Annotated in this window: 24 protein-coding genes; 11 read left to right on the top strand and 13 right to left on the bottom strand. The window is 69.9% G+C overall.

All coding sequences use genetic code 11. From position 1 onward, the window contains the following. Nucleotides 1–3: 3 nt before the first annotated feature. Complete coding sequence (gene serC, locus BOSE46_RS08990; RefSeq protein ID WP_159539919.1) at nt 4–1,113, bottom strand: phosphoserine transaminase; 1,110 nt, start codon at nt 1,111–1,113, stop codon at nt 4–6. 154 nt (nt 1,114–1,267) lie between these two features. On the opposite strand from serC, the gene BOSE46_RS08995 reads away from it, so the two are divergent. From BOSE46_RS08995 to BOSE46_RS09010, 4 genes are all read left to right on the top strand, one after another. Then, nucleotides 1,268–3,073, top strand: a complete 1,806-nt coding sequence (locus tag BOSE46_RS08995) for a methylmalonyl-CoA mutase family protein (RefSeq protein WP_201299582.1) — start codon at nt 1,268–1,270, stop codon at nt 3,071–3,073. 115 nt (nt 3,074–3,188) lie between these two features. Next, nucleotides 3,189–5,372, top strand: a complete 2,184-nt coding sequence (gene scpA / locus BOSE46_RS09000; RefSeq protein ID WP_159539921.1) for a methylmalonyl-CoA mutase — start codon at nt 3,189–3,191, stop codon at nt 5,370–5,372. Beyond that, entirely contained in the window at nt 5,372–6,343 is a 972-nt protein-coding gene (gene meaB / locus BOSE46_RS09005; protein WP_159539922.1) for a methylmalonyl Co-A mutase-associated GTPase MeaB, read from the top strand. The genes scpA and meaB overlap by 1 nt, the downstream gene beginning before the upstream one ends. A 34-nt stretch (nt 6,344–6,377) precedes the next feature. Beyond that, nucleotides 6,378–7,169: a transglutaminase family protein gene (locus BOSE46_RS09010; RefSeq protein ID WP_159539923.1), complete on the top strand. Its 792-nt coding sequence runs from the start codon at nt 6,378–6,380 to the stop codon at nt 7,167–7,169. Between the two features lie 3 nt (nt 7,170–7,172). On the opposite strand, the gene BOSE46_RS09015 is transcribed toward BOSE46_RS09010, so the two are convergent. The 3 genes from BOSE46_RS09015 to BOSE46_RS09025 form a co-directional block, all read right to left on the bottom strand. Next, complete coding sequence (locus tag BOSE46_RS09015) at nt 7,173–7,817, bottom strand: NADPH-dependent F420 reductase (RefSeq protein WP_159539924.1); 645 nt, start codon at nt 7,815–7,817, stop codon at nt 7,173–7,175. A gap of 298 nt (nt 7,818–8,115) precedes the next feature. After that, nucleotides 8,116–9,030 (bottom strand): hypothetical protein, encoded by a 915-nt coding sequence (locus BOSE46_RS09020; protein WP_159539925.1) that lies wholly within the window; start codon nt 9,028–9,030, stop codon nt 8,116–8,118. Nucleotides 9,031–9,101: 71 nt separating this feature from the next. Continuing rightward, on the bottom strand, nt 9,102–9,884 hold the full coding sequence (locus BOSE46_RS09025; RefSeq protein WP_201299583.1) for a TetR/AcrR family transcriptional regulator: 783 nt from the start codon (nt 9,882–9,884) through the stop codon (nt 9,102–9,104). A gap of 93 nt (nt 9,885–9,977) precedes the next feature. Between BOSE46_RS09025 and BOSE46_RS09030 the strand changes: the two genes are divergently transcribed. After that, a complete protein-coding gene (locus BOSE46_RS09030) occupies nt 9,978–10,940 on the top strand; it encodes an ATP-binding cassette domain-containing protein (RefSeq protein WP_159539926.1) in 963 nt (320 codons plus the stop codon). Next, nucleotides 10,937–11,749, top strand: coding sequence for an ABC transporter permease (locus BOSE46_RS09035; protein ID WP_159539927.1), 813 nt, complete (start codon nt 10,937–10,939; stop codon nt 11,747–11,749). Before BOSE46_RS09030 ends, BOSE46_RS09035 begins: the two co-directional genes overlap by 4 nt. 181 nt (nt 11,750–11,930) lie before the next feature. Here BOSE46_RS09035 and BOSE46_RS09040 read toward each other — a convergent pair whose 3' ends face one another. Further along, nucleotides 11,931–13,034, bottom strand: a complete 1,104-nt coding sequence (locus BOSE46_RS09040) for a citrate synthase 2 (protein WP_159539928.1) — start codon at nt 13,032–13,034, stop codon at nt 11,931–11,933. A gap of 36 nt (nt 13,035–13,070) precedes the next feature. Between BOSE46_RS09040 and pdxH the strand changes: the two genes are divergently transcribed. Then, nucleotides 13,071–13,715, top strand: coding sequence for a pyridoxamine 5'-phosphate oxidase (gene pdxH / locus BOSE46_RS09045; RefSeq protein WP_159539929.1), 645 nt, complete (start codon nt 13,071–13,073; stop codon nt 13,713–13,715). Nucleotides 13,716–13,718: 3 nt separating this feature from the next. Here pdxH and BOSE46_RS09050 read toward each other — a convergent pair whose 3' ends face one another. Continuing rightward, nucleotides 13,719–14,186 carry an adenylyltransferase/cytidyltransferase family protein gene (locus BOSE46_RS09050; RefSeq protein ID WP_159539930.1) on the bottom strand — a complete coding sequence of 156 codons (468 nt, stop codon included), beginning with the start codon at nt 14,184–14,186 and terminating at the stop codon, nt 13,719–13,721. An 89-nt stretch (nt 14,187–14,275) separates the two neighbouring features. On the opposite strand from BOSE46_RS09050, the gene BOSE46_RS09055 reads away from it, so the two are divergent. Next, complete coding sequence (locus tag BOSE46_RS09055; protein WP_159539931.1) at nt 14,276–14,941, top strand: DedA family protein; 666 nt, start codon at nt 14,276–14,278, stop codon at nt 14,939–14,941. A gap of 81 nt (nt 14,942–15,022) precedes the next feature. Here BOSE46_RS09055 and BOSE46_RS09060 read toward each other — a convergent pair whose 3' ends face one another. The 4 genes from BOSE46_RS09060 to BOSE46_RS09075 are packed head-to-tail and all read right to left on the bottom strand — an operon-like array spanning nt 15,023 to nt 18,766. Next, on the bottom strand, nt 15,023–15,316 hold the full coding sequence (locus BOSE46_RS09060) for a hypothetical protein (protein ID WP_159539932.1): 294 nt from the start codon (nt 15,314–15,316) through the stop codon (nt 15,023–15,025). Between the two features lie 40 nt (nt 15,317–15,356). Continuing rightward, nucleotides 15,357–16,643 (bottom strand): MFS transporter, encoded by a 1,287-nt coding sequence (locus BOSE46_RS09065; protein ID WP_159539933.1) that lies wholly within the window; start codon nt 16,641–16,643, stop codon nt 15,357–15,359. A 37-nt stretch (nt 16,644–16,680) separates the two neighbouring features. After that, on the bottom strand, nt 16,681–17,397 hold the full coding sequence (locus tag BOSE46_RS09070) for a hypothetical protein (RefSeq protein WP_159539934.1): 717 nt from the start codon (nt 17,395–17,397) through the stop codon (nt 16,681–16,683). Between the two features lie 13 nt (nt 17,398–17,410). Next, nucleotides 17,411–18,766 carry a deoxyribodipyrimidine photo-lyase gene (locus BOSE46_RS09075; RefSeq protein ID WP_159539935.1) on the bottom strand — a complete coding sequence of 452 codons (1,356 nt, stop codon included), beginning with the start codon at nt 18,764–18,766 and terminating at the stop codon, nt 17,411–17,413. Between the two features lie 46 nt (nt 18,767–18,812). Between BOSE46_RS09075 and BOSE46_RS09080 the strand changes: the two genes are divergently transcribed. Next, on the top strand, nt 18,813–19,502 hold the full coding sequence (locus tag BOSE46_RS09080) for a metal-dependent transcriptional regulator (protein WP_159539936.1): 690 nt from the start codon (nt 18,813–18,815) through the stop codon (nt 19,500–19,502). A 15-nt stretch (nt 19,503–19,517) separates the two neighbouring features. On the opposite strand, the gene BOSE46_RS09085 is transcribed toward BOSE46_RS09080, so the two are convergent. Beyond that, nucleotides 19,518–20,837: a cyclopropane-fatty-acyl-phospholipid synthase family protein gene (locus BOSE46_RS09085; protein ID WP_159539937.1), complete on the bottom strand. Its 1,320-nt coding sequence runs from the start codon at nt 20,835–20,837 to the stop codon at nt 19,518–19,520. A 167-nt stretch (nt 20,838–21,004) separates the two neighbouring features. Here BOSE46_RS09085 and BOSE46_RS09090 point away from each other — a divergent pair, with 167 nt between their 5' ends. Next, complete coding sequence (locus BOSE46_RS09090; RefSeq protein ID WP_159539938.1) at nt 21,005–21,490, top strand: PGPGW domain-containing protein; 486 nt, start codon at nt 21,005–21,007, stop codon at nt 21,488–21,490. Here the strand turns inward: BOSE46_RS09090 and BOSE46_RS09095 are convergent. After that, nucleotides 21,475–22,296, bottom strand: coding sequence for a DUF1707 domain-containing protein (locus BOSE46_RS09095; RefSeq protein ID WP_159539939.1), 822 nt, complete (start codon nt 22,294–22,296; stop codon nt 21,475–21,477). The two genes, BOSE46_RS09090 and BOSE46_RS09095, sit on opposite strands and share 16 nt — an antisense overlap. A gap of 115 nt (nt 22,297–22,411) precedes the next feature. Between BOSE46_RS09095 and BOSE46_RS09100 the strand changes: the two genes are divergently transcribed. Next, nucleotides 22,412–23,614: a S8 family serine peptidase gene (locus tag BOSE46_RS09100; RefSeq protein ID WP_159539940.1), complete on the top strand. Its 1,203-nt coding sequence runs from the start codon at nt 22,412–22,414 to the stop codon at nt 23,612–23,614. Here BOSE46_RS09100 and BOSE46_RS09105 read toward each other — a convergent pair whose 3' ends face one another. Continuing rightward, nucleotides 23,615–24,481 carry a DUF1707 domain-containing protein gene (locus BOSE46_RS09105; protein WP_159539941.1) on the bottom strand — a complete coding sequence of 289 codons (867 nt, stop codon included), beginning with the start codon at nt 24,479–24,481 and terminating at the stop codon, nt 23,615–23,617. Nucleotides 24,482–24,485 lie beyond the last annotated feature (4 nt).

Genomic DNA, 24,485 nt, shown 5'->3' on the forward strand with positions numbered 1-24,485 from the left:
AGGTCAGGCGAGTCTTTCGACGACCCAGTCGATGCACGTCGTCAGCTTGGTGATGTCGTCGGGCTCGATCGCGGGGAACATCGCGATGCGCAGCTGGTTGCGGCCCAGTCCGCGATAGCCGGCGACGTCCACGATGCCGTTGTCGCGCAGCGCAGCGGTCACCGCGGCGGCATCGACGCCCTCGAGGTCGATCGTGCCGACGACCAGCGACCGGTCGGCCGGATCGGTGACGTACGGCGTCGCGTACGTCGATGCCTCGGCCCACTCGTAGAGCCGCGTCGACGAGTCGGTCGTACGTTTGACCGCCCAGTCGAGCCCGCCCTGAGCGAGCATCCAGCGCACCTGGTCGTCGATCAGGAACAGGGTCGCGAGAGCGGGGGTGTTGTAGGTCTGGTTCTTGCGGGAGTTGTCGATCGCGGTCGGCAGGTCGAGGAATCCGGGGATGTGCCGGCCGCTCGCCTTGATCTCCTCGGCACGCTCGATCGCCGCCGGCGACATCAGCGCCACCCACAGGCCACCGTCGGAGGCGAAGGTCTTCTGCGGCGCGAAGTAGTAGGCGTCGGTCTGTGCCACGTCGACGGGCAGGCCGCCGGCACCGGAGGTCGCATCGATCAGCATCAGGGCGCCGTCGTCGGCACCGACCACGCGTTCGACCGGCACCGTGACACCGGTCGACGTCTCGTTGTGCGCCCATGCGTACGCGTCGACACCCGGCTCGGCCACCGGCTGGGGGTGCGTCGTGAACTCGCTCTCCAGCACGTGCGGGTCGGCGAGGAACGGTGCGCGTTGCACCGCTGTGGCGAACTTGCGGGTGAACTCGCCGTGCACGAGGTGCTGGCTGCGCTCGCGGATGAGCCCGAACATCGCTGCGTCGAAGAACGCGTGCGAACCGCCGACGCCGAGCACGACCTCGTAGCCGTCGGGCAGCGTGAACAGCTCGCCGAGACCCTCGCGGAGACTTCCGACGAGGTTGCGCACGGGCGCCTGCCGGTGCGAGGTGCCCATGAGCGACTCGCCGGTCGCCGCCAACGCATCGAGCGCCTCGACGCGCACCTTGGACGGGCCGGACCCGAATCGCCCGTCGCCGGGCAGGATCTCCGCAGGAATCTTCACGGACTGATTCTCGCAGGAGTCGCTCCGGACCGGTTCCTAGGGAGGCCGCCCGCGGCCGACCGGGAGCGAGCCCTGCGAGCGAAGGACGTAACACCCTCGTCACATACGTCACATTGGGTGGCCGGTATCACCGGCTGTTCGTACGATGCCCCTTATGGCCACTGACGGAACGGTCGATGTCCCCCTGTCCGAGGGGCTCGAGCACACGCAGGACGAGTGGGAACAGGCCACCGCTGCGGTGCTCCGCAAGGCGCGCAAGCTTGCCGACGACGCGCCGGACAGCGAGGTGTGGTCCAAGCTCGCCACCACGACGCTGGACGGCATCACCGTCACCCCGCTCGGCACGCCCGATCTGACCCGCGACGTGGCCGACGGCGGGCTGCCCGGTCAGGCGCCGTTCACCCGTGGCAGCGCTGCGGCGAGCGAGCTCGACGGGTGGGACGTACGCGCGTGGTTCGCCGACCCGGACGCCGAGCGCACCGCCAAGGACGTCGTCACCGATCTGGAGAACGGGGTCAACTCCCTGTGGCTCTCGGTCGGTGGTGGCGCGATCCCGGTCGATGCCCTCGCGACGATCCTCGAACCGGTCTTCCTCGACCTTGCTGCGGTCGTCCTCGACGCGCCGACGGAGCCGCTCGCCGCCGCGCGAGCCTTGGCTGGGGTGCTGGAGGACAAGGCGGTCACCGCAGCGCACGGCACGTCGTTCGGTGCTGATCCGCTCGGCGCCACGCTGCGCGGCCACGGCGACACGGACCTCGGGATCGTCGCCGAGGTCGCGGCACTGGCCAAGCCAGACGGCGTACGCGCCGTCACGGTTGACGCGACGGCGGCGCACGACGCCGGAGCCTCCGACGTCCAGGAGCTCGCCTGGTCCCTTGCCGCCGGCGTCACCTACCTGCGCGCCCTCGTCGATGCCGGCCACAGCGTCGACGACGCAGCGGCCCTGATCGACTTCCGCTACGCCGCGACGGACGAGCAGTTCCCCACGATCGCCAAGCTCCGCGCCGCCCGCAGGCTGTGGAACCGGGTGGCCGAGCTCAGCGGTGTCACGACCGCCGCGGCCGGCCAGCTGCAGCACGCCGTGACGTCCCGCCCGATGATGGCGAAGTACGACCCGTACGTGAACATGCTCCGCACGACCGTCGCGGCGTTCTCCGCAGGTGTCGGGGGAGCCGCCTCCGTCACGGTGCTGCCGTTCGACGAGCCGCTGGGCCTGCCGGAGCAGTTCAGCCGCCGCATCGCCCGCAACACCTCGAGCCTGCTGATCAGCGAGTCCCACGTCGCCGCGGTCGCCGACCCGGCCGGGGGAGCGCACGCCGTCGAGAAGCTGACGGACGACCTCGCGCGCGCCGCCTGGACGCTCTTCGGTGAGATCGAGGGCAGGGGCGGGCTCGTCGCGTCCCTTGACTTCCTCCGCGACGCCATCGCCGAGACCGTGTCGGCACGAGCCCTCGACATCGCGAAGCGCAAGCGGCCGATCACGGGCGTCTCGGAGTTCCCCAATCTCCACGAGGAGCTGCCGGAGCGCCGCCCCTACGGTCACCCGATCGACGTGCACCGTTACGCCGGGGAGTACGAGGCCCTGCGCGATGACCGGGCGGCGACGCCGGTGTTCCTCGCGTCGATGGGCACCGTGGCGGCCTACACCGCCCGCGGCACGTTCGCCGCCAACCTGCTCGCCGCCGGCGGCATCGACACCGTCGTCGCCGGGCCGACCGAAGGCGTCGACGACGTCCTCAAGGCGTACGACGAGGCGGGCAGGCCCGCGACGGTCTGCCTGGTCGGCAACGACAAGGCGTACGAGGCATGGGGCGCCGACCTGGTGACCGCGCTGCGCGAAGCCGGAGCGACGTACGTCATCGTGGCCGGCAAGGCGGACATCGGTGCCGACACCAACGCCGCGGCCGGGCTGGACGCCCTCGCGTTCCTCCGTGAGACGCGAGAAAGGTTGAGCGCATGAGCATCACAGTGGTTTCGAGGCTCTTCGCAGAGCTCATCGCACCTCAACCACCGGTGGTTGAGGTGCGAGGCCGCCAGCGGCCGAGCCTCGAAACCATTCGACGGGAGCTACAGGCATGAGCATTCCGAAGAGCTTCGCCGGGCTGCCGCTGGATCCCGAGCAGCCCTACGAGCCCGACGCCGACACGTATGCCCGCGCGACGGACGGCGCTGAGCCGTGGACCGCGCCGGAGGGCATCGACATCGAGGGTCTCTACACGCCCGCCGACCTCGACGGCCTCGACGCGCTCGACACCTACCCCGGCCTCGCGCCCTACCTTCGCGGCCCCTATCCCGCGATGTACACGACGCAGCCGTGGACGATTCGCCAGTACGCCGGCTTCTCGACCGCCGAGGAGTCCAACGCGTTCTACCGTCGCAACCTCGCCGCCGGGCAGAAGGGGCTCAGCGTCGCGTTCGACCTGGCGACCCACCGCGGCTACGACTCCGACAACCCGCGCGTCGTCGGCGACGTCGGCATGGCCGGCGTGGCGATCGACTCGATCTACGACACCCGCAAGCTGTTCGAGGGCATCCCGCTCGACGAGATGAGCGTGTCGATGACGATGAACGGTGCCGTGCTGCCGGTGCTGGCGCTCTACATCGTCGCCGCGGAGGAGCAGGGCGTGCCGCCCGAGAAGCTCTCCGGGACCATCCAGAACGACATCCTCAAGGAGTTCATGGTCCGCAACACCTACATCTACCCGCCGGCACCCTCGATGCGGATCATCTCGGACATCTTCGCCTACACGGCGCAGAAGATGCCGCGCTTCAACTCGATCTCGATCTCCGGCTATCACATCCAGGAGGCCGGGGCGACGAACGACCTGGAGCTGGCCTACACGCTGGCCGACGGCGTCGAGTACATCCGGGCCGGCCTCGACGTGGGCCTCGACATCGACGCGTTCGCCCCGCGCCTGAGCTTCTTCTGGGCGATCGGCATGAACTTCTACATGGAGATCGCCAAGCTCCGCGCGGCTCGCGCCCTGTGGGCCCAGCTGGTCGCCGACTTCAACCCCAAGAACCCCAAGTCGCTGAGCCTGCGGACGCACAGCCAGACCTCCGGCTGGTCCCTGACGGCGCAGGACGTGTTCAACAATGTCGGGCGTACGTGCATCGAGGCGATGGCCGCGACCCAGGGGCACACGCAGTCGCTGCACACCAACGCACTCGACGAGGCCATCGCGCTGCCGACCGACTTCAGCGCCCGCATCGCTCGAAACACGCAGCTGCTGCTGCAGCAGGAGTCCGGCACGACCGACATCATCGATCCGTGGGGTGGCTCCTACTACGTCGAGCGGCTGACCCACGACCTCGCCAACCGCGCCTGGGCCCACATCCAGGAGGTCGAGAAGGCCGGCGGCATGTCCAAGGCGATCGAGGCCGGCATCCCCAAGATGCGCATCGAGGAGGCCGCCGCCCGTACGCAGGCCCGCATCGACTCGGGCCAGCAGGCCGTCATCGGCGTCAACACGTACCGGCTGGCCGACGAGGACCCGCTCGACGTGCTCAAGGTCGACAACAAGGCCGTGTACGCCTCGCAGATCGCCAAGCTCGAGCGACTGCGGGCCGAGCGCAACCAGGACGACGTCGACGCGGCCCTCGCGGCGCTCACCAGGAGCGCCGAGCGGGGGTCGGCCAGCGACGGCTCCCTCGACGACAACCTGCTGACCCTCGCGGTCAACGCAGCGCGCGCCAAGGCCACGGTCGGCGAGATCTCCGACGCGCTCGAGAAGGTCTACGGGCGCCACCAAGCCGTGATCCGTACGATCTCAGGTGTGTACCGCACCGAAGCCGGCCAAGGCGGCAACATCGACAAGGTCATCGACGCCACCGCGGCGTTCGAGCAGGCCGAGGGCCGCCGGCCGCGCATCCTCGTCGCCAAGATGGGCCAGGACGGGCACGACCGCGGCCAGAAGGTCATCGTCACGGCCTTCGCCGACATGGGCTTCGACGTCGATGTCGGCCCGTTGTTCTCCACGCCCGAGGAGGTCGCTCAGCAGGCCGTCGACGCCGACGTGCACATCGTCGGCGTATCGAGCCTCGCTGCGGGTCACCTGACCCTGCTGCCGGCGCTCAAGCAGGCGCTCGCCGAGATGGGCCGCCCGGACATCATGATCGTGATCGGCGGCGTCATCCCGCCCGACGACGTGCCCACGCTCAAGGAGATGGGTGCGGCCGCGGTGTTCCTGCCGGGCACCGTCATCGCCGACTCCGCTCTCGACCTGCTCGACAAGCTCCAGACGACACACCACAGCTGATGGTCGATGTCGCAGACCTGGCCGACGACGTCCGGGTGGGCAAGCGTGCGGCGATCTCGCGGGCCATCACGCTGATCGAGTCGAGTCGCAGCGACCACCGGGCCGAGGCGCGTGAGCTGCTCGGCCTTCTGACGCCGGAGGCCGGGGGAGCAGTACGGGTCGGCGTCTCGGGCGTGCCCGGGGTCGGCAAGTCGACGTTCATCGAGGCCCTCGGCATGCACCTCGTCGAGGAGGGCCACCGCGTCGGCGTGCTCGCGGTCGACCCGTCGAGCGTACGCACGGGTGGCTCGGTCCTCGGCGACAAGACCCGCATGTCGAAGCTCGCGGTGAGCCCCGACGCCTACATCCGGCCCTCACCCAGCGCCGGCACCCTCGGCGGCGTCGCGCGCGCGACGAGCCAGGCCATGACGGTGCTCGAGGCGGCCGGCTTCGACGTGGTGCTGATCGAGACCGTCGGTGTCGGCCAGTCCGAGATCACGGTGGCCGGCATGGTCGACACGTTCTTGTTCCTGACGATCGCGCGCACGGGCGACCAGCTGCAGGGCATCAAGAAGGGCATCCTCGAGATCTCCGACGTCGTCGCGGTCAACAAGGCCGACGGCGAGCGCGTGCAGGAGGCCGAGGCGACGTCCAAGGAGCTCGCCGGGGCGTTGCGCATGGTCTACGCGGGTGGCACCGGCTGGGTCCCGCCCGTCCTCACCTGCTCGGCGCTCGAGGGCACCGGCATCGACACGGTGTGGAGCAGGATCATCCGGCACCGAGAGTTCCTCGGCCGCAAGGGGCTGCACGAGAAGCGGGCCCAGCAGCAGCTCGACTTCACCTGGGCCCTGGTCCGCGACGAGCTCGACCAAAGGCTCCGCACCGACTCGCGAGTCGCGGCGATGCGAGAAGAGATCCGTGAAGCCGTGCTCTCCGGCGAGATGCCCGCCGCCACGGCCGCCGACCGCATCCTCGAGGCGTACGACTCCTGATCCGGCCGCCGCCGGCGTGTGAAACGATCGGGCAGTGAAGCGATCCGTCTCGGCCCATCTCCAGCTCCACCTCCACGACAGGGCCGACCTGATCTTCTCGATCGCCGTCGCCGAGGGGCACGATCTCACCGAGACCTTCACGATCCGGTCCGGTGGCGCCGAGCTAGAGGCGCACGAGATCGCGGGTCGCCACGGCACCCGGCTGCACCGGCTGACCGGGCCCGCGGGGCACATGACGATCGACTACTCAGCCGAGGTCGTCGGCCAGGCCGAGCCGGCCGCGGTCGACGAGCTCGACCTGATCGAGTACCGCCGGCCCAGTCGCTACTGCGAGTCCGACACGCTGTTCTCGACCGCCAACTCCGAGTTCGCGGGCGTGCACGGCAAGGAGCTGCTCGACGCGGTCAGCTCGTGGGTCGGTGCGCACCTGTCGTACGTGCCGGGTGCGAGCCAGCCGACCGACGGCGCCGTGGCCACGATGCTCGCGCGTGAGGGGGTGTGCCGCGACTACGCACACCTCGTCGTGGCCCTGCTCCGCGCGCTGGACGTGCCCGCGCGGCTGGCTTCGGTGTATGCGCCCGGGCTCTATCCCATGGACTTCCACGCCGTCGCCGAGGCGTACATCGAGGACGCCTGGCAGGTCGTCGACGCCACGACGCTGGCGCCCCGCGGCAGCCTGCTGCGCATCGCGACCGGCCAGGACGCATCCGAGACCGCGTTCCTGTCCCAGCACTGGGCGCGGGTCGACCTGCTCTCGATGAACGTCACGGCCGTCGTCGACGTGCTGCCCACGGACGACCTGGCTCAGCTCACGCAGCTGCGCTGAGGCTCAGGGCGTCTTGCGGGTGGCCGACTCGGCAGCCTCGCGAAGGCCGTCGACGGTCAGCCGCGGACCATAGCCCGGGGTGTCGGGCTGGACCCGCCACCCTTCGGCGAGCGGGCCGAGGTCGAGGACGTCGAAACCGACCTCGTCGATGAACGCCGCGACGGCCGCCTTGGCCGCCTCGTCATCGCCCGCCACGGCCAGGGCCCGGCGATCCGGAGTCCCGGCCGCCTGCGACTCGGCGGTGATGGCCGCGGCCTGGATGTGGTTGAACGCCTTGACGACGTGCGCCCCGGCCAGGTGGCGTTGCAGGAGCTCCGCGCTGGTCAGCGAGCCGTCCTCGAGCTCGGCGATCACGCCGTCACGCTGCGAGTAGTAGTTGTTGGTGTCGATCACGGGCTTGCCGACGAGCGGCTCGACCGGCACCGAGCCGATCGCGCTGACGGGCGTCGTGACGACCGCGATGTCGGCGGCCTCCGCAGCGTCAGCCGGTGTGCCGGCCTTGGCCGCGGGTCCGAGCTCGGCGACGAGCTCGGCGAGCGTCTCCGGCCCGCGAGAGTTGCTGATGACGACGTCGTGCCCGTGGGCGATGGCGGCGCGGGCGAGCTGGCTGCCGATGTGGCCGGCGCCGATGAGTCCGATGGTGGTCATGCAGGGATCAACCGCCGGTCGAGCGTACGTATTTCCACATGAATGCGACGCGGAGGCAGGGAGTGCCTCCGCGTCGTCCGGACCACCTTTGAGGGAGTAACTCAGAAGGACTAGATCCGTATGGCTCTAATTAACTACATTCTGCGCTAATGTCAAGACTGCACATCCGGGCCTCGCTCGGATAGCGTGTATGTCACAGGTTGTCAGGTCCGAACGATTCGGGGGGATGTTCGGGCCCTCCCACGGCCTGTGCACGGGGCGCGATTGGCCGGCCATCTCGGGGGGATGGCCGGCCTCGCTACATCAGTCGCAGCTTGGCGAAGTCGTAGGCGCCGCTGGTGATCCGCCAGCCGCCGATCGCCCAGTCCTTGCCGGACTCCTGGCGCAGGTAGAACAACGCGTGGGTCGGCACGGTCAGCATGTCGTCACGCCGTTCGGCCGTGTTGAACACCGGGATCGCGGCCGACGCGTCGAGCGTCGCCACGATCCTCGGCTCGGCCTTCGAGCGGTCGACACTGATCGCGACCTTCGACCACGTGGGATTGACCCAGGCGGCCCGGTGCCGGTAGCCGTTCGTCGAGTACGCCTTGCCGTAGAACACCCGGCCGTTGCCCGCCGAGGTGTGCTTGGCGCCGGCCGGTGTGCCCTCGCCCCGGAGCATGACGAGGCCGAGCTCGTCGCGGGCGTCGACGCTGTCGGGCGTCGCGACGAACCGGTTGATGCGGGCCCGGAACGCGTCGACCGTCGACGGCGCTAGCGCCGGCAGCACGAAGTCGAGGTCCCTCGGGGCGTACGACGGGCGGGGGATCGCAAGCCTGGAGTAGCGCTTGCCGAAGACGAATGTCACGGCGGCGCACGCGGCATCATGGACGGCGGCCTTGCCGAACACGTCCTCAGCCTCGGCGGCGCCGGTCGTACGTACGGCGGGGCACCAGTCGACCGACGTACCACTGGCGGTGACCGCGTCGGGACGCCCGGGCCACGCTCCGGCCACGGACCCAGGGGCGCGGGCGGCGCTCGGCCTCGAGGGTTCAGGCTCGGGAGTCGGTGTCGTGGCTGTCGGGCTGGGGGTCGTGGTCGTCGCTGTTGCCGACGGCTTGGCCTGCTCGTCGTCGCCGACCTTGCCGTCGGGGGAGGTCAGTCCGATCACGACGCTGACGAGCACCACGGCGGCGATGACCCCCGCGAGCATCGTGATCCACTGTGACCGCACGGCGCTCAGCATAGGCGAGTCCGGGAGTCACTCCGGCCCAGCGCGCCGGGCGTCGACGACCAGCGCAGTCTCTACCCGTCCGCCAGCTTCTCGATCAGCAGCTCGACGCCGTCGAGCAGGCGGGCAAGGCCGAACTCGATCTCGTCGCCGGCGGAGCGCTCGAATGCTCCGGACTCCCAGATCGCGGTCATGGTGGGGAACCGCTCGGGTGAGTAGTAGGTGCCCCAGAAGCTGCTGCGCGAGTCCCAGTACTCGTCCGCCGTGACGCCCGTGCTCGACGACATGCTCGTGTCGGTGATGAGACTGCGCGCGACCCCGAAGACGTGTGACTCGACGAGGCCCGCCACCCGGGCGACCTCCTCGTAGGGGAGCCCGGTCAGCATCACCGCACGGTAGAGGTCTTCTTGAGCATCCATGACGTTGGGCCCCAGGGGCATGCGCCACAGGTTGGCCCGGATCAGCCACGGATAGGCCTGGTACATCGCCCACGCCTCCCGAGCGTGGAGCTCGACCTGGTCGCGCCACGGCAACGACTGGTCGGGGAGATTGCGGGCAGCCCAGGCCCGGTCGACCATCAGCTCGAACAGCTCGTCGCGCCCCGGCACGTACGTGTAGAGGCTCATCGCCCCGACCCCGAGCTGGGCCGCGACGTTGCGCATGGACAGCTTGTCGACCCCGTCGGCAGCAGCCACGGCCATGCCGGCCTCGATGACCTGGTCGAGCGTCAGCTTCTGCTTCGGTCCGCGTCCGGCAGGCGCCGGGGGGTCCCACAGCAGCCTGATCATGTGCCGCCCCTCGGGGGTGCCCCACGTCAGCGGGTCGGTGTCGGGGACTGTCGGTCGTTCGTCGTTCATGGCTGTCCTCATTCGGGTCACGTTCTTGTCACACCGTACACCGTATGATGTAATGGTCGGGAACTCAGTACGACGTACGGAAAAGGGACTCACATGATTCACACACATCAGCTCACCCGGACCTTCGAGTCCGGCAAGGAGACGGTCGAAGCGGTGCGCGGCATCGACCTGGACGTCGCCGAGGGCGAGCTCGTCGCCTTCCTCGGCCCCAACGGAGCCGGCAAGTCGACGACGCTGCGCATGCTCACCAGCCTGCTGCCGCCGACCTCGGGCACCGCCACGGTGGCGGGCATCGACGTGACGGCGGATCCTGCGGGCGTACGCGGCCGCATCGGCTACATCGGCCAGAAGGACGGCGCCGGCCACAACTACCGCGTCTGGGACGAGCTGCTCATGCAGGGCCGCTTCTACGGACTCGACAAGAAGCGCGCCGCCGAACGGGCCGAGGAGCTTCTCGGCACGCTCGACCTCGACGGGATGCAGATGCGCAAGGTCAGCACGCTGTCGGGCGGCCAGAAGCGGCGGCTCGACATCGCGCTCGGCCTGATCCACGAGCCGGCGCTGCTGTTCCTCGACGAGCCGTCGACCGGCATGGACCCGCAGAACCGGGCGAACCTCTGGGACCACATCCTGCGGCTTCGCAAGGAGTTCGGCACGACGATCGTGCTGACGACGCACTACCTCGAGGAGGCCGACACCATGGCCGAGCGGGTCGTCGTGATCGACCACGGCCAGATCATCGCAGATGACACCGCAGATGCGCTCAAGGCCGAGCAGGCCGGTGACCGCATCACCGTGACCGTCAACGCGGAGGACCTGCCGACGACCCGCGAGGTCGTCGCCCAGGCCGGCACCGAGGTCGAGGAGGCCCCGGTCGACGGCGGCACCGCGGTCTCGTTCCGCGTCGATGCCGGCCCGGTCGCGCTGCCCGGCGTGCTGCACGCGCTCGGCGACAAGGGTGTGGCCGTCAAGGCGGCGACGCTCAAGCAACCCACTCTCGACGACGTCTTCCTCAACCTCACCGGACGCAGCCTGCGCGAAGGAGCAGAAGCATGAGCACCGCCATCATCGATTCCGCCGCCACCTCGGCCCGCATCGCCCACCGATCGCTGCTGGGCGACATCGCCTCCGTGTGGACGCGTGAGACGCTCACGATCCTCCGCGACCCGTTCTCGCTGATCTTCTCCCTGGTCCAGCCGCTGGTGTTCCTCGGGCTGTTCGGGCCGTTGCTTGCCGGTGTCGCCGGCGACGGGCTGGGCTTCGGCTCGACGCTGCAGTTCTTCCTGCCCGGCGTCGTCGTCATGATCACGATGTTCGGCACGTCCATGACCGGAGCCAACCTGCAGTTCGAGATCATGACCGGTGCGTTCGAGCGGATCCTCGCGACGCCGCTCTCTCGCCCCGCCCTGCTGATGGGGCGGGCGCTCAAGGAGCTGACGCCCCTGGTGATCCAGGCGGTCATCATCACGCTGGTCGCCGTGCCGTTCGGCTTCGACCTGTTCCCCGCGCACATCGTGGTGGGGCTGTTGATCCTCGGGGTCTTCGGGGTCGGCGTCGGCGCGCTGTCGTATGCGCTGGCGATCGCGACCCGCAAGAACGAGTGGGCGTTCTGGGCGGTGCAGCAGTCGCTGCTGTTCCCGCTGCTGATCCTCTCGGGCATGATGCTGCCGCTCGAGACCGGGCCGGACTGGATGCAGGCACTGTCGAAGGCCAACCCCCTGACGTACATCGTGGACGCCGAGCGGGTGCTGTTCTCCGGCACCTTCGACGACAGCGCGGTGGTCTACGGCTTCATCGCCGCGATCGTGACGGCCGCGGTCGGGCTCTGGGTCGGTGTCCGCACCGTCACCAAGACCGTCCTGTAGGCAGACGCACGAAGCGCCCCTCTCAAACGGGAGGGGCGCTGTCTGCGTGGTCATCGCGTCAGCCGGTGAGGGGACTACCGGACCCGCCCCCGCAGGGACCGAGTCGCCACGGGCCTGTGAGGGACGACGCAACCGATCGAGATCGAAGCGCCCTAGCGCCAGATCGCACCTTGAAATGGGCTCATTGAGCCCAAGAGCTATCCCAACCCGGGACCTCGTCGGCGCGGCGGGAGGCGGGGCCGGTGTAGATCGCGGAGGGGCGGATCAGGCGGCCCGTGCGCTTCTGCTCGAGGATGTGCGCGCTCCACCCGGCCGTGCGGGCCGACGTGAACATCGCGGTGAACATGTGCGGCGGGACCTCGGCGTAGTCGAGGACGATGGCCGCCCAGAACTCGACGTTGGTCTCGAGCACGCGGTCGGGGCGACGCTCGCGGAGCTCCTTGAGGGCGGCCTCCTCGAGCGCGATCGCGACCTCGGCGCGAGGAGCGTTGAGCTCCTTGGCCGTACGGCGCAGGGTGCGCGCCCGGGGGTCCTCGGCGCGGTAGACGCGGTGGCCGAAGCCCATCAGGCGCTCACCGCTGTCGAGCAGGCCCTTGACGTACGCCGTGGCGTCGCCGGACTTCTCGACCTCTTCGATCATCGTGAGCACGCGGGCCGGGGCGCCACCGTGCAGCGGGCCGGACATGGCGCCGACGGCTCCGGACAGCGCTGCAGCGGCGTCGGCGCCGGTCGAGGCGATGACGCGGGCGGTGAAGGTCGAGGCGTTCATGCCGTGCTCGGCGGCCGAGACCCAGTAGGCGTCGATGGCCTTGGCGTGGTCGGGGTTGACCTCGCCGCGCCAGCGGGTCAGGAAGCGCTCGGTGATCGTCGAGCACTTGTCGATCTCGGACTGCGACACCATCGGCTGGCCGACGCCGCGTGCGGCCTGCGCAACATACGAAAGGACCATGACCGCAGCGCGGGCAAGGTCCTCACGAGCCTGGGCATCATCGATGTCATAGAGCTGCTTCATGCCCCAGGCGGGCGCGGTCAGCGCGATGGCGCTCTGCACGTCGGCGCGGATGTCGCCGGAGTGGACCGGGATGGGGAACGGCTCAGCGGGCGGGAGGCCGGGCTCGTAGGCGCCGTCGACCAGCAGGCCCCAGATCTTCTCGAACGGCACGCGGCCGACGAGGTCGTCGATGTCGACACCGCGATAGCGCAGTGCAGACCCTTCCTTGTCGGGTTCGGCGATCTCGCTCTCGAACGCTACGACGCCTTCAAGTCCGTGGTGCACTTCAGTCATACGGTGCATTCTGCCCTGCGTCGTTACCGTTGAGTCATGGAGACCCCTGATTTGGCGCGGATGCGCGAGGAGTACGCCCGGGAAGGTCTCGACGAAGCGGCCGCAGGGGACGATCCGCTGGCGTTGCTGGGGCGCTGGCTCAACGAGGCGATAGACGCCGGCGTCTACGAGCCCAACTCGATGGCGCTCGCGACGGCGACACCCGACGGCCGTCCCTCCGTACGCATCGTGCTGCTCAAGGGACTCGACGATCGGGGGCTGACGTTCTTCACCGGCTACGAGTCGCGCAAGGGCGCCGAGCTCGAGGCCAATCCGCGGGCGGCCGCCGTGATGCTGTGGCATCCGCTGCAGCGGCAGGTCCGGGTCGAGGGTCGGGTGACCCGGATCGACGAGGCGGAGTCCGACGCCTACTTCACCTCGCGCCCCCGCGGCTCCCAGATCGGCGCTGTCGCGTCGCCGCAGTCGCGGGTCATCTCGAGTCGTGAGGCGCTGGAGCGCCGGGTCGCGGAGGTCGAGCAGGTCTTCGATCACCATGACGTCGTACGCCCGCCGATCTGGGGCGGCTATCGCATCGCGCTCGAGTCGGTCGAGTTCTGGCAGGGCCGGCAGAGCCGCCTCCACGACCGCATCCGGTACGTCCGGCAGAGCGACGGGTGGCGGCGCGACCGGCTGGCGCCCTGACCGTCAGGTCAGGTCGCGGTAGTGCTCCAGCAGGCGGCTCATGACCGACAGCGCGTCCTGCATCTCGGTGATGTGTGCGGGGTCGAGAACGCGGAGCATCTGCTTGATCTCGGTGCTGGAGATCCCGTCGGTGCGAGGGAGGTAGACGACCTCGCAGAGCTCCTTGAGGTCGTCGAACTTGCCGGCCCAGTCCTCGCCGATCGCGAACACGTCGACATCGTGCTCCTTGATGTCGGTGGCCTTCTGCTCCCACGAGGTCTCGGGGATCACCAGGTCGACGCCCTTGATGCTGTTGATGATGCGGGCGCGGTCCTCGTACGAGACGACGGACGTCTTGCCCTTGCCGGCGTTGAACTCGTCGGTCGACACCGCGATGATCAGCCGGTCGCCCATCGCGCTCAGTCGGTTGATGAGGTTGAGGTGACCGATGTGGAACAGGTCGAACGTCCCGTAGGTCAGCACCGTGGTCATGCCGACAGCCTAACGAGTGTCGTGCGCTGTTCACGTCGAGTCCATCCGCGGGTCAGCGCGACGCCACCCGGCCCGGTCACGCTGACGGCATGACTGCTCTCGCACTGACGCTCGCGCTGGGCTTCGGCCTGGCGTTCGCCGAGTCGGGCCTCGGCCTCGGCATCGTGCTCCCCGGCGAGACCGCCGTGGTGGTGCTCGCCGCGACGATGGGCTCCCCGACAGACATGGTCCTGCTGGGCGCCACGGTCATGCTCGGGGCCAGCAGCGGTGACCACGTCGGCTACCTGCTCGGTCGCCGCTACGGCGACACGCTGCGCGAGACCAAGGCGGTCAAGCGCCTCGGCGTGCGTCACTACGACCGCGCCACCGACCTGCTGCGCCGCCGCGGCGGGCTCGCGGTCTTCGCGACGCGGCTCGTGCCCATCGTGCGTACGCTCACGCCCGCCGCAGCCGGCGCCTCGGGCCTGGAGTACCGCCGGTTCGCCACGGCGTCGCTCGCGGGCTCCGCGACCTGGTCCGCGGCGTACGTCGGAGGGGGCTCGACCGTCGCTGCTGTCGCGGCGATGACGACCGACACATTCGGTCGCGCCTCGTGGCTGTTGCTGGTGCTGCTGGCACTGGCCCTGATCCCGGTGCTGATCATTCGCACCGTCGTGGGCGTTCGTCCGGTGTCTGCCGCACCGGACGTGGCGTCCCTCGAGCTTGCTGCCCGGCGGTCGAGGTTCTCGCCGCTGGTCAGCGACCTCCAGGTCTAGAGGACGCGAACCTTCGGCCTGCGTGAGCCCCTTCGCTCCGCTCACGTTCGGCCGCGGGCGGCCTCACTAGGGGCCGAATGCCTAGAGGATCAGCAGGCCCGCGACCGCGGCGGGCAGGGCGCCGAGCAGGATCCACGGCGCGAACGCGGGACGGCGATGGACGAGGCGGACCGCGCCGAGGGCGACGATCCCGAGGACCGCCATGACGACGAGCAGGATCATGCCGTCACTGCGGCGGTCGTCGTCGACGATGCTGCGGATCACCGCGGTCAGTGCCCCCAGCGGGAAGGCCGACACTGCGAGGATCAGGAGGGAGACGACCCAGCGTTGGACCTGCTCCGTCGTGAGCTCGCGGCGTACGCGTGTCCGGGTCATCTGGTCAGTATGCGCCCGCGCGGAGTCCCTGCCCGACGCCTCAGCTCCGGAGCTGCTGCGTGAGGCGGTAGCGGACGAACGACGGCACCAGGAACGACACGAGCACGACGCCCACGACGACGAGCACGCCGCCACCGGCGGATGCGGCTGCCGTGCCGACGGCGGCCGCAGTGGCGCCGTGCAGGGTGTCGGCGATGCGGGGGCCGCCGGCGACCACCACGATGAAGACCCCTTGCAGCCGGCCGCGCAGGGCGTCGTCGGCGGCCGACTGCAGCATGCTCATCCGGAACGCTGCCGACGCCATGTCGGACGCACCGCCGAGCACCAGCATCACGAGCGCGACGACGAGCATGGGTGTACGCCACTGATCGGCCAACGACACGGCGACGCCGAAGCCGGTCATCGACAGTCCCCAGCACGTGATGCAGACGATGACGGCGAGCCCTTGCCGCTCGACGTGGGACACCCAACCGCTGAAGACCCCGCCGATCACCGCGCCCGCAGGGATCGCGGCGAACAGCAACGCGAACGCGATGCCGCCGTTCTCCGGTCCGCCGAAGTCGATGTGGGCGATCTCAGGGAACAGCGCGCGGGGCATGCCGAAGACCATCGCGATGAGGTCGACGACGAACGACATCATCAGGACGGGCTGCGTGCGCAGGTAGCGGAAGCCGTCGACGACAGCGCGTACGCCCGGGGTGCCGGCTGCCGCGTCCAGCACCGGCAGCCGGGGTAGGCGTACGACGGCGCCGAGCGTGGCGAACAGCGTGAAGGTGTCGATGAGGTAGAGCCACTTGAAGCCGATGACGGGGATCAGGACGCCCGCGACCAGCGGCCCGGCAATGCCGCCGGCCATGGCGACCGTCATGTTGAGCGAGTTGGCGGCGGGCAGCAAGGCCGGCTCGACGATCTTGGGCAGCACGGCGCTGCGGGTCGGCTGGTTGACCGCGAAGAACCCCTGCTGGACGGCGAACAGCGTCAGCAGGAGCCAGACGTTGGTGCTGCCGGCGGCGGCCTGCAGCCAGAAGAGGCCACTCGTCACGATCAGTCCCGTGGTCGTGATGATGAGCAGCGTCCGTCTGTCGAAGACGTCGGCGAGCGCACCGCCGTAGAGGCCGAACACGACGAGCGGCACGAGGCCGAAGACGCCCGCGAGCCCGACGTATGCCGAGGAGCCCGTGTCGGCGTAGATCTGCGCCGGGACGGCGACGACGGTCAGCTGGGCGCCGATGACCGTGATGATGTTGGCGAGCCACAGCCGACGGAAGTGCACACTGCGCAAGGGCCGCGTGTCCGCGAACACGCGGGAGAACGGACGCTGTGTCACGCGACGAATTTACGCCACGGCCGCGGGGGACCGGACGTCAGGAGAACGCCGCGATGTCGATCAGGATCCACACCTGCTCCGCGCGTCCGAGCAGCTCGCCGTCGGCGGTGTAGAGCGCGGTGTCGGTGAGGAACTTGCGACCTTCCTGTGACCGCAGGTGGCCCGTCGCGACGCACGGCTCGCCGGCGCGGGGCCGGCGGCTGACCTGGGCCGTCATGCGCCCGAGCACCATGGTGTTGCGGCTGAAGTCCGCGGCCCACCCGCCGGGGCAGTCCAGCGCCGCCCACGTCACCGGCAGGTCGATCGCGCCGTCCGCACCGGCGAACGCGTGGTGCGGAGTCCACGGCGCCGCCGTCACCGCCGTGTCGGCTCGGTCGACCGGTCCGGCGAACAGGCGCAGCCCATCACCGTCGTCGCGGGCCGTGCCGCACGTGAAGCAGTGGTCGAACGGGTGGTGCTCGAAGCCCGGGTAGTTGGCGAGTCCGGCGGCGGCCTGCTCGGCGCTGGGGCACGGCAGCACCTCGCGCTGGAACGGCCCGGGAGCAGCCTCGCCGACCACGGCCCCGCCGGCGGTCAGAAGGCGTACGGCATCGCCGTCGCGCTCCCAGCTCAGCGGCACGTCGAGCGGCGGCGGGATGCGCAGGGTCGTGGTGACCGGCTTGTCGTGGGCGACCTCCTGGCCGATCAGGCCGGCGACGTAGCCGCCGTTGCCGGAGTGGAGCGGACCGTTGAACTGCGCAGGGATCGTGACCACGGAACCAACCTATCTAGCGGATCGCCTCGTAGCGCCGCAGCGCCTCCCGTCGCTCCTCGGCATGGTCGACGATCGGCTCTGGGTAGTCGGCAGGCGGCTCGTCGAGGTCCCACGGCTCGTGGACGTGGCGCGTCTCGACGTCTGCGAGCTCCGGCACCCAGCGCCTGATGTAGGTGCCGTCGGGATCGAACTTCTTGCCCTGTGTCACGGGGTTGAACACCCGGAAGTACGGCGCGGCGTCGGTGCCGCACCCGGCCACCCACTGCCACCCGTGCTGGTTGGACGCCAGGTCCGCGTCGACGAGCATCTCGAGGAAGTGCCGGGCGCCGTGCTGCCACTCGATGTGGAGATCCTTCACCAGGAAGCTCGCCACGATCATCCTGACCCGGTTGTGCATCCAGCCCTCACCCAACAGCTGCCGCATCCCCGCGTCGACGATCGGGAAGCCCGTGCGCCCGGCCTTCCACGCGTCGAGCGCCGAGCCCGGCTCGTCGTACTCCATCGCGGCGAAGGCGCGGTTGTAGTAGTCGAAAGCGGAGTCGGGGCGCTGGTGCAGCACGTCGGCGTAGAACTCGCGGAAGGCGAGCTCCCGGGCGTACGCCGCGGAGCCGCGCGAGCGCAGCGGGGCGAGGTCGGCCAGCATCGTGCGGGGATGGATCGTGCCCCACTTCAGGTGCACCGACATGCGGGACGTCCGGTCGTCTCCGGGCAGGTCGCGGGTCGTGTCGTAGTCGGCGACGTCGTCGTCGAGGAAGGCGTGCCAGCGTTCCGCCGCGGCCTGCTCGCCGAGCGGCGGGAGGTCCATCCCGCTGGGCACGGTGTTCTCGGGAATCTGGCGCGTACGCCCGCCGGGCCGGATCCACGGCACCTGCTTCGCCTCCGGCGCCGGCGCGCGCCAGCCGTGCTCCTCCCACGCGCGGAAGTACGGCGTGAACACGCGGTAGCCCGTGCCGTCGCCCTTGGTGACGCGACCGGGCGCCACGGCGTACGGCGACCCGGTCCGTACGAGGGAGATCTCGTGCTTCGCGAGTGCCTCCTCGACCCGACGATCGCGGCGGGACCCGTACGGTCCGAAGTCGGCCGCTACGTGCACGGTGCTGGCGCCCGCCCGACGGGCGACGCGGACGACCTCGTCGACCGGATCGCCGTGGACCACGTGGAGCCCGCCGATCCGTTCGGAGAAGTCCGCCAGCAGCCGGGCGAGGTAGGCCGTGCGTGTCGTGGCGCCCTCCGTCCACAGCCGGTCGTCAAGGACGAACAACGGGACGACGCCGTCAGGGCCAGCCGCCTCCGCCTCGAGGATCGCCGGATTGTCGCCCAGCCGGAGGTCGCGCCTGAACCACATCACGGACGTCGTCACACGTCCCATTGTCCGACGGTCACGAGGATGTCGCACGACATGGAACAATGGTCAGGTGAGCGAGCTGATCGACACCACCGAGATGTACCTCCGCACGGTCTACGAGCTGGAAGAGGAGGGCATCGTCCCGTTGCGCGCGCGCATCGCCGAGCGCCTCCACCAGAGCGGGCCCACGGTCAGCCAGACAGTCGCTCGCATGGAGCGCGACGGTCTGCTGACGGTCGAGGGCGACCGTCACCTCGAGCTGTCGCCCAAGGGCCGCCAGCTCGCGACCCGCGTGATGCGCAAGCACCGCCTCGCCGAGCGCCTGCTGACCGACATCATCGGCCTCGAGATCGAGTACGTCCACGAAGAGGCCTGTCGCTGGGAGCACGTCATGTCCGAGCAGGTCGAGCGCCGCCTCGTCGAGCTGCTCGAGCACCCGACGGAGTCGCCCTACGGCAACCCGATCCCCGGCCTCTCCGAGCTGGGTGAGCTCGGTCGCGACGCCGACTTCCTCGAGGGTGTCCAGCCGATGACCAAGGCCGTGAGCGGTGCGGTCGAGCCGATCCGCCTCGTGGTGCGCCGCATCGCCGAGGAGCTCCAGAAGGACACCGAGGTCATGTCGGTGCTGCGCCGGGTCGGCGCGCTGCCGGGCAACGACGTCCTGGTGTCGCAGGGCCACGACGGGCTGGTCGTCGCACGCCAGGGCGAGACCGCTGAGATCGACGCCGAAGCGGCCGTCCACGTCTTCGTCTCGCTCTGAGTCGCACCTGTCAGGTCACGCCTGCTCCGGTGCCAGCCAGGCCAGCGGCGATGCGGGCATCCCGCTGGCCCCTCGCGCGCTCGGCTTGACGGCCAGGACCTGGTCGACGCCCATGCGGTTCTCCTCGAACGCGAGCGAGCCGCCCGCGAGGTAGAGCCGCCAGACGCGGGCATTCTCCTCGCCGACGAGCTTGACAGCGGTGTCCCAGCTGGCCTCGAGGTTGGCCGCCCAGCCCGCGACAGTCTGCGGGTAGTGCTCCCGCATCGCCTGGACGTCGCGGATCTCGAGGCCGGCGCCGGCGATCAGCCCGACGGTCTTCGCCAACGGCTTCATGTGCATGTCGGGCGCGATGTACGTCTCGATGAACGGGCCCCCGCCCGGCCGGTCCCCCGGCGCGTCGTTGCTCCGTGACATCTGCTGGATGAGGGCCCGGCCGCCCGGCTTGAGGTAGCGGTGGATCGAGTCGACGAACACGAGATACTCGCCATCGCCGACGTGCTCGCCCATCTCGATCGAGGCGATCGCGTCGATCTCGTTGTCGTGTACGCCGGACGCCTCGAGGTCACGGAAGTGCCGCAGGCTCACCTCGACCCGGTCGCTGAGCCCGCGCTCCGCGGCCTTGCCCATGACGTAGTCGCGCTGCTCGACCGACAGCGTCACGCCCGTGACGTGGACGCCGTAGTGCTCGGCGGCGAACAGCGTCAAGGAGCCCCACCCGGAGCCGATGTCGACCATCTTCATGCCGGGCTGGAGCCCGAGCTTGCGACAGACCAGGTGCAGCTTGGCGGTCTGCGCCTCCTCGAGGGTCAGGCCGGGCGTCACGTGGAACCCGCTGGAGTACGCCATGTGCGGGTCGAGGATCAGCTCGTAGAAGTCGTTGGACAGGTCGTAGTGGTGCGAGATCGCGGCGAGGTCGCGCTCCTTGCTGTGCAGCTCGCCGGTCAGCGCCGACTCGGCGGCCGGGCGTGGCGGCCGCCGCCCGAGCACTCCCAGGCGTACGGCGAGTGCCGTGGCCCTGGCCACTTGCCGTGGGCCGATCCGCGGTCGACCGGCTGACCCGTCGGCGGCACGGGCATCGCGCACGGCGTCCCACATGACCCGCAGTCCCTCACCGAGATCGCCCTCGACGTCGAGATCGCCCTGCACGTATGCCCGCGCGACACCGAGCTCGCCCGGGCTCCAGAGGATGTGCCGGAGGGCCCGCTTGTCGCGGATCACCACCGTGGGTGCGCCGACGGCTCCGGTCTCGCTGCCGTCCCAGGCGCGCAAGCGGATCGGCAGTGGCAGGCCGAGGCTGTCCTCGACAAGGCGGAGCAGGGCGGCGGCGGTGTTCATGGCGACCAGTCAACTGCCGATCGAGAGGTCTCGCAGGGTGAAATCGCGGCCCGCGCTCGGGGTCGACCCGCAGAGCATCCCGCGACCTCATCGGGGATGACCCTGGTTCTCGGGCTTCTCACCGGGTTCTGGCGTTTCTGTTGCAGACCGAATGGCAGTATTGGCCCATGAGCGTAGGGACCGCCCTCCAGAGCTGGTTCCGGCGTACGGGCCGGGAGATTCTCGGCTGGATCCTGACCGTCGCAGGGCTCATCCTCATCCCCGCGCCCGGGCCGGGCACGCTGGTGCTCGTCGCCGGCATCTCGATGCTGGCCCCCAACCACCCATGGGCCCAGAGGATGCTCGATCCCTTGCGGCGCAAGGCCGTCGACGCGGCGAGATACGGCGTCGCCACCTGGCCGCGGATCTTCTTCAGCTTCCTCGGCGGCGTGTGGCTCGTCGCGCTCGGCATCCTGTGGTGGGTCAGCCCCGAGATCCCGGAGTTCTCGATCCTCAGCATCGGCTTCGGGCCGCAGCTCCCGGCCCACGGCTGGGGCACCGCGATCGGCCTCTGGGCATCCGCGATCGCCGCCTGGGGCCTGCTGGCCTACAGCGTCAAGCGCTATCGCGAACCACGCCCCGAGCCGCGCTCGGAGACTCACTCGAACGCGTAGCGGCTGATCTCCTTGCCGGCCGGCGTGAACGTCCAGTAGCCGTTCTCGCTGTACTCGTTGGACACGTAGACCGAGAACGACGGCTCGCCACCGGTGTCGTGGATGACGACGTACGTCGAGGTGACGTCCTCGACGCCCAGCACGGAGGGTGAGCGGTTGACCGCCCGGGCGTACGCGGCGGGGTCGATCGATGCGAGGTCGATCGTCGCGGCCTCGGCCTGTCGACTGCCCTTGGTCGGGTCGCCCTCGAAGCCCTTGCCGAAGAACCAGTTCTCCGCGCGCCGCGGATCGTCCTTCATGACGACCGTGATGCTCGCGTAGTCGGGGTAGATCGCCGCCGAGTCGACGATCGTCGTGCCGAACTTGGCCTTGGTCAGCGCCACGAGCCGCGCGAAACCTTCGGCGGTGTGCAGCTCGAGCCGTTCCTTGGGCACCGTCTGCTGCGACGTGCTGCCCGGGGTCGCTGCCTTCTTGTCGTCCCCGGCAGTGGAGATCCAGACGACCACGGCGATCACCGCAGGTACGAGCACCACCAGGAGCAGGATGCGCAAGGCGCGCGGTGAGAGTCCTTGGCTGCCGCCGGGTTTCCTGCGCGCCGACAGTGCGGCCGCGACCTTGGCGGGCAGCGTCGCCGCGGGGCCCAGGTCGGCGACGAGCTCGGCCAGCTCGGCCAGAGTCGTCGCCTGCAGGGCGGCCTGCGTACGGGCCTCACGCTCGGCGTCGTTGATCCGGCCGTCCGCGTACGCCGCTTCGATGTCCTCGAGGCAGCTGTCGCGGTCGGCGTCACTTGCTCGCGTGGCCACCATGCCGAGCACGATATCGGGACTTCGCGCTCCTGACGCCCCGTATCCGCCGACTCCGTAACCCCGGCGACCGCGACAGCGTTGAACACGAGGGGACGAAAGGGCGGCAGGCGTGCGTATGCGAATCGGGCGAATCATCCCGGTGGTGGTGCTCGGGACGACGCTGATCGCCGCGACCCCCACGGGCGCTGGCGCCTCCGACGATCCGCTTGCCGGTGTCGACGCAGCCCTCCGGCAGGCGGCGACGAAGATCCTGGGCACCGCCCAGCCCGGCGACCCGCTCAAGGTCGTCACCACGACCCGCACCTCGGGCGCGCCGAAGATCACCACCGCCATCGCCCCGACGCGTACGAGCGCGCTCGACCTGATCGTCGCCGGACTCCAGAAGCCCGCCACGATCGGCGTGGACATCGCGCACGAGGTGAGCATCGACGTCAGCAACGACACCTATCGCTCCCGGCAGTGGGCGCTCACGCGGCTGGGCGCCGAGACGGCCTGGAAGACCTCGACGGGTCGTGGGGTCGTCGTCGCCGTCATCGACACGGGGGTCAAGGCCGTGCACGTGGACCTTGCGGGCCGAGTGCTGGCCGGCCGCGACTTCGTGGCGCCGGGCACCTCCGCCTCGGACGCGAACGGCCACGGCACGCACGTCGCGGGCATCATCGCGGCGATCGCGAACAACCGCCGCGGCGTCGCCGGCCTGGCGCCCAACGCCAGGATCCTGCCCGTACGCGTCCTCGACAAGACCGGCGTCGGCGACACCGCCAACGTGGCGAAGGGCATCGTGTGGGCCGTCGACCGCGGCGCCAAGGTCATCAACCTCTCGCTCTCCTCGACCAGCCCCGACACGGCGACCCGGGCTGCCGTGGCGTACGCGATCGCGAAGAACGTCGTCGTCGTGGCAGCCGCCGGCAACAGCGGGTGCGGGCTGCTCGGCTCACCCACGTCCTATCCGGCGGCGTACGACGGTGTGCTCGGTGTCGGCGCGATCACCTCGGGCGGCGCGGTGGCGTCCTTCTCGAGCTGTGGCAGCTGGGTCGACGTCGTGGCTCCGGGCAGCGGGATCCTGTCGACCGTCCCGACCAGTCCCTACTCGGCGCTCGGCTGCCCCGCCAACTACTGCACGCTGTCCGGCACGTCGATGGCGGCGCCGCACGCCGCTGCCGCGGCCGCTCTCGAGATCGCCAAGCTCGGCTCCGCGGCCAGGCAGGCGACCGTGCGCTCACTCATCGAGTCGACCGCCGACGACATCGTCTGGTCGGGTCGCGACGTGTACTCCGGCAATGGCGTCATCAACCCGCACAGGATGCTGGCGCGCTGATCAGGGCGCCTTGTACTTCGTGATCGTCGTGCCGTTGAGCTTCATGGTCCAGTAGCCGGTGTCATTGGCCGGGTTGGTGACGTAGACCGACATCACGTTGCGGCCCGACCGGTTGTCGAAGATCAGGTACGTCCGATCGGCATCGCGGACGTTGAGCTGCCCCGGGGCGTTGCGGATCGCGCGGGCCAGCGCCGTCATGCTGACCTTGGCGAGGTCGGCCGACGATGTGCCGGGCCTGCGGGGGCTGTCGATCGGGTTGTAGGGGAAGCTGCCGTTGTAGTACCAGCGGCGGGAGTGGGCCGGATCGCCGGCAACGGGCACCTCGATCGTGGCGTAGTCGGGATAGATCACGGCACTGAGGTAGCGGGTGCTGCCGATCTTGGCGCGCATGTCGTCACGCAGCTTGCCCAGCCCGGCACGGGTCAGCAGCCGGGGATGGGCCGCAGCCGTGACGGTCGCCTGCGTACCGCCCGGCGACGACGGCGTCTCGGACGAACCGCCGGAGCTGGCGTCGAACCACGACGTCGCGAACGCCGCGCCGCCGGCGACAGCGAGCCCGAGCGCCCAGAAGATCACCCGACGCAGGCTGAACGCCACGGCGAACCGGCCGACGGAGCGACCGAACTGCGGGCTCGTGATGGCGTCACCGACGACCGAGCCGAAGGACTGCTTCGTCGGGACGGCGGCCTTGGGTGCGCGCCCGTGGTCGGTCACCAGGTCGGCCAGCTCGGAGAGCGTCGTGGCGTCCGAGATCTTGGAGGAGCGCGTGGCGAACTCGGCGGCGTCGATCCGGCCGCTGGACAGCAGCTCCTTGAGCTCGTCGAACGCCCCGCGTCGATCGTCGTCTGTCGCCGGCACGGCATCCATGCAG

It is taken from the genome of Aeromicrobium sp. 9AM (assembly GCF_902506105.1).
Classification (GTDB): Bacteria; Actinomycetota; Actinomycetes; order Propionibacteriales; family Nocardioidaceae; genus Aeromicrobium.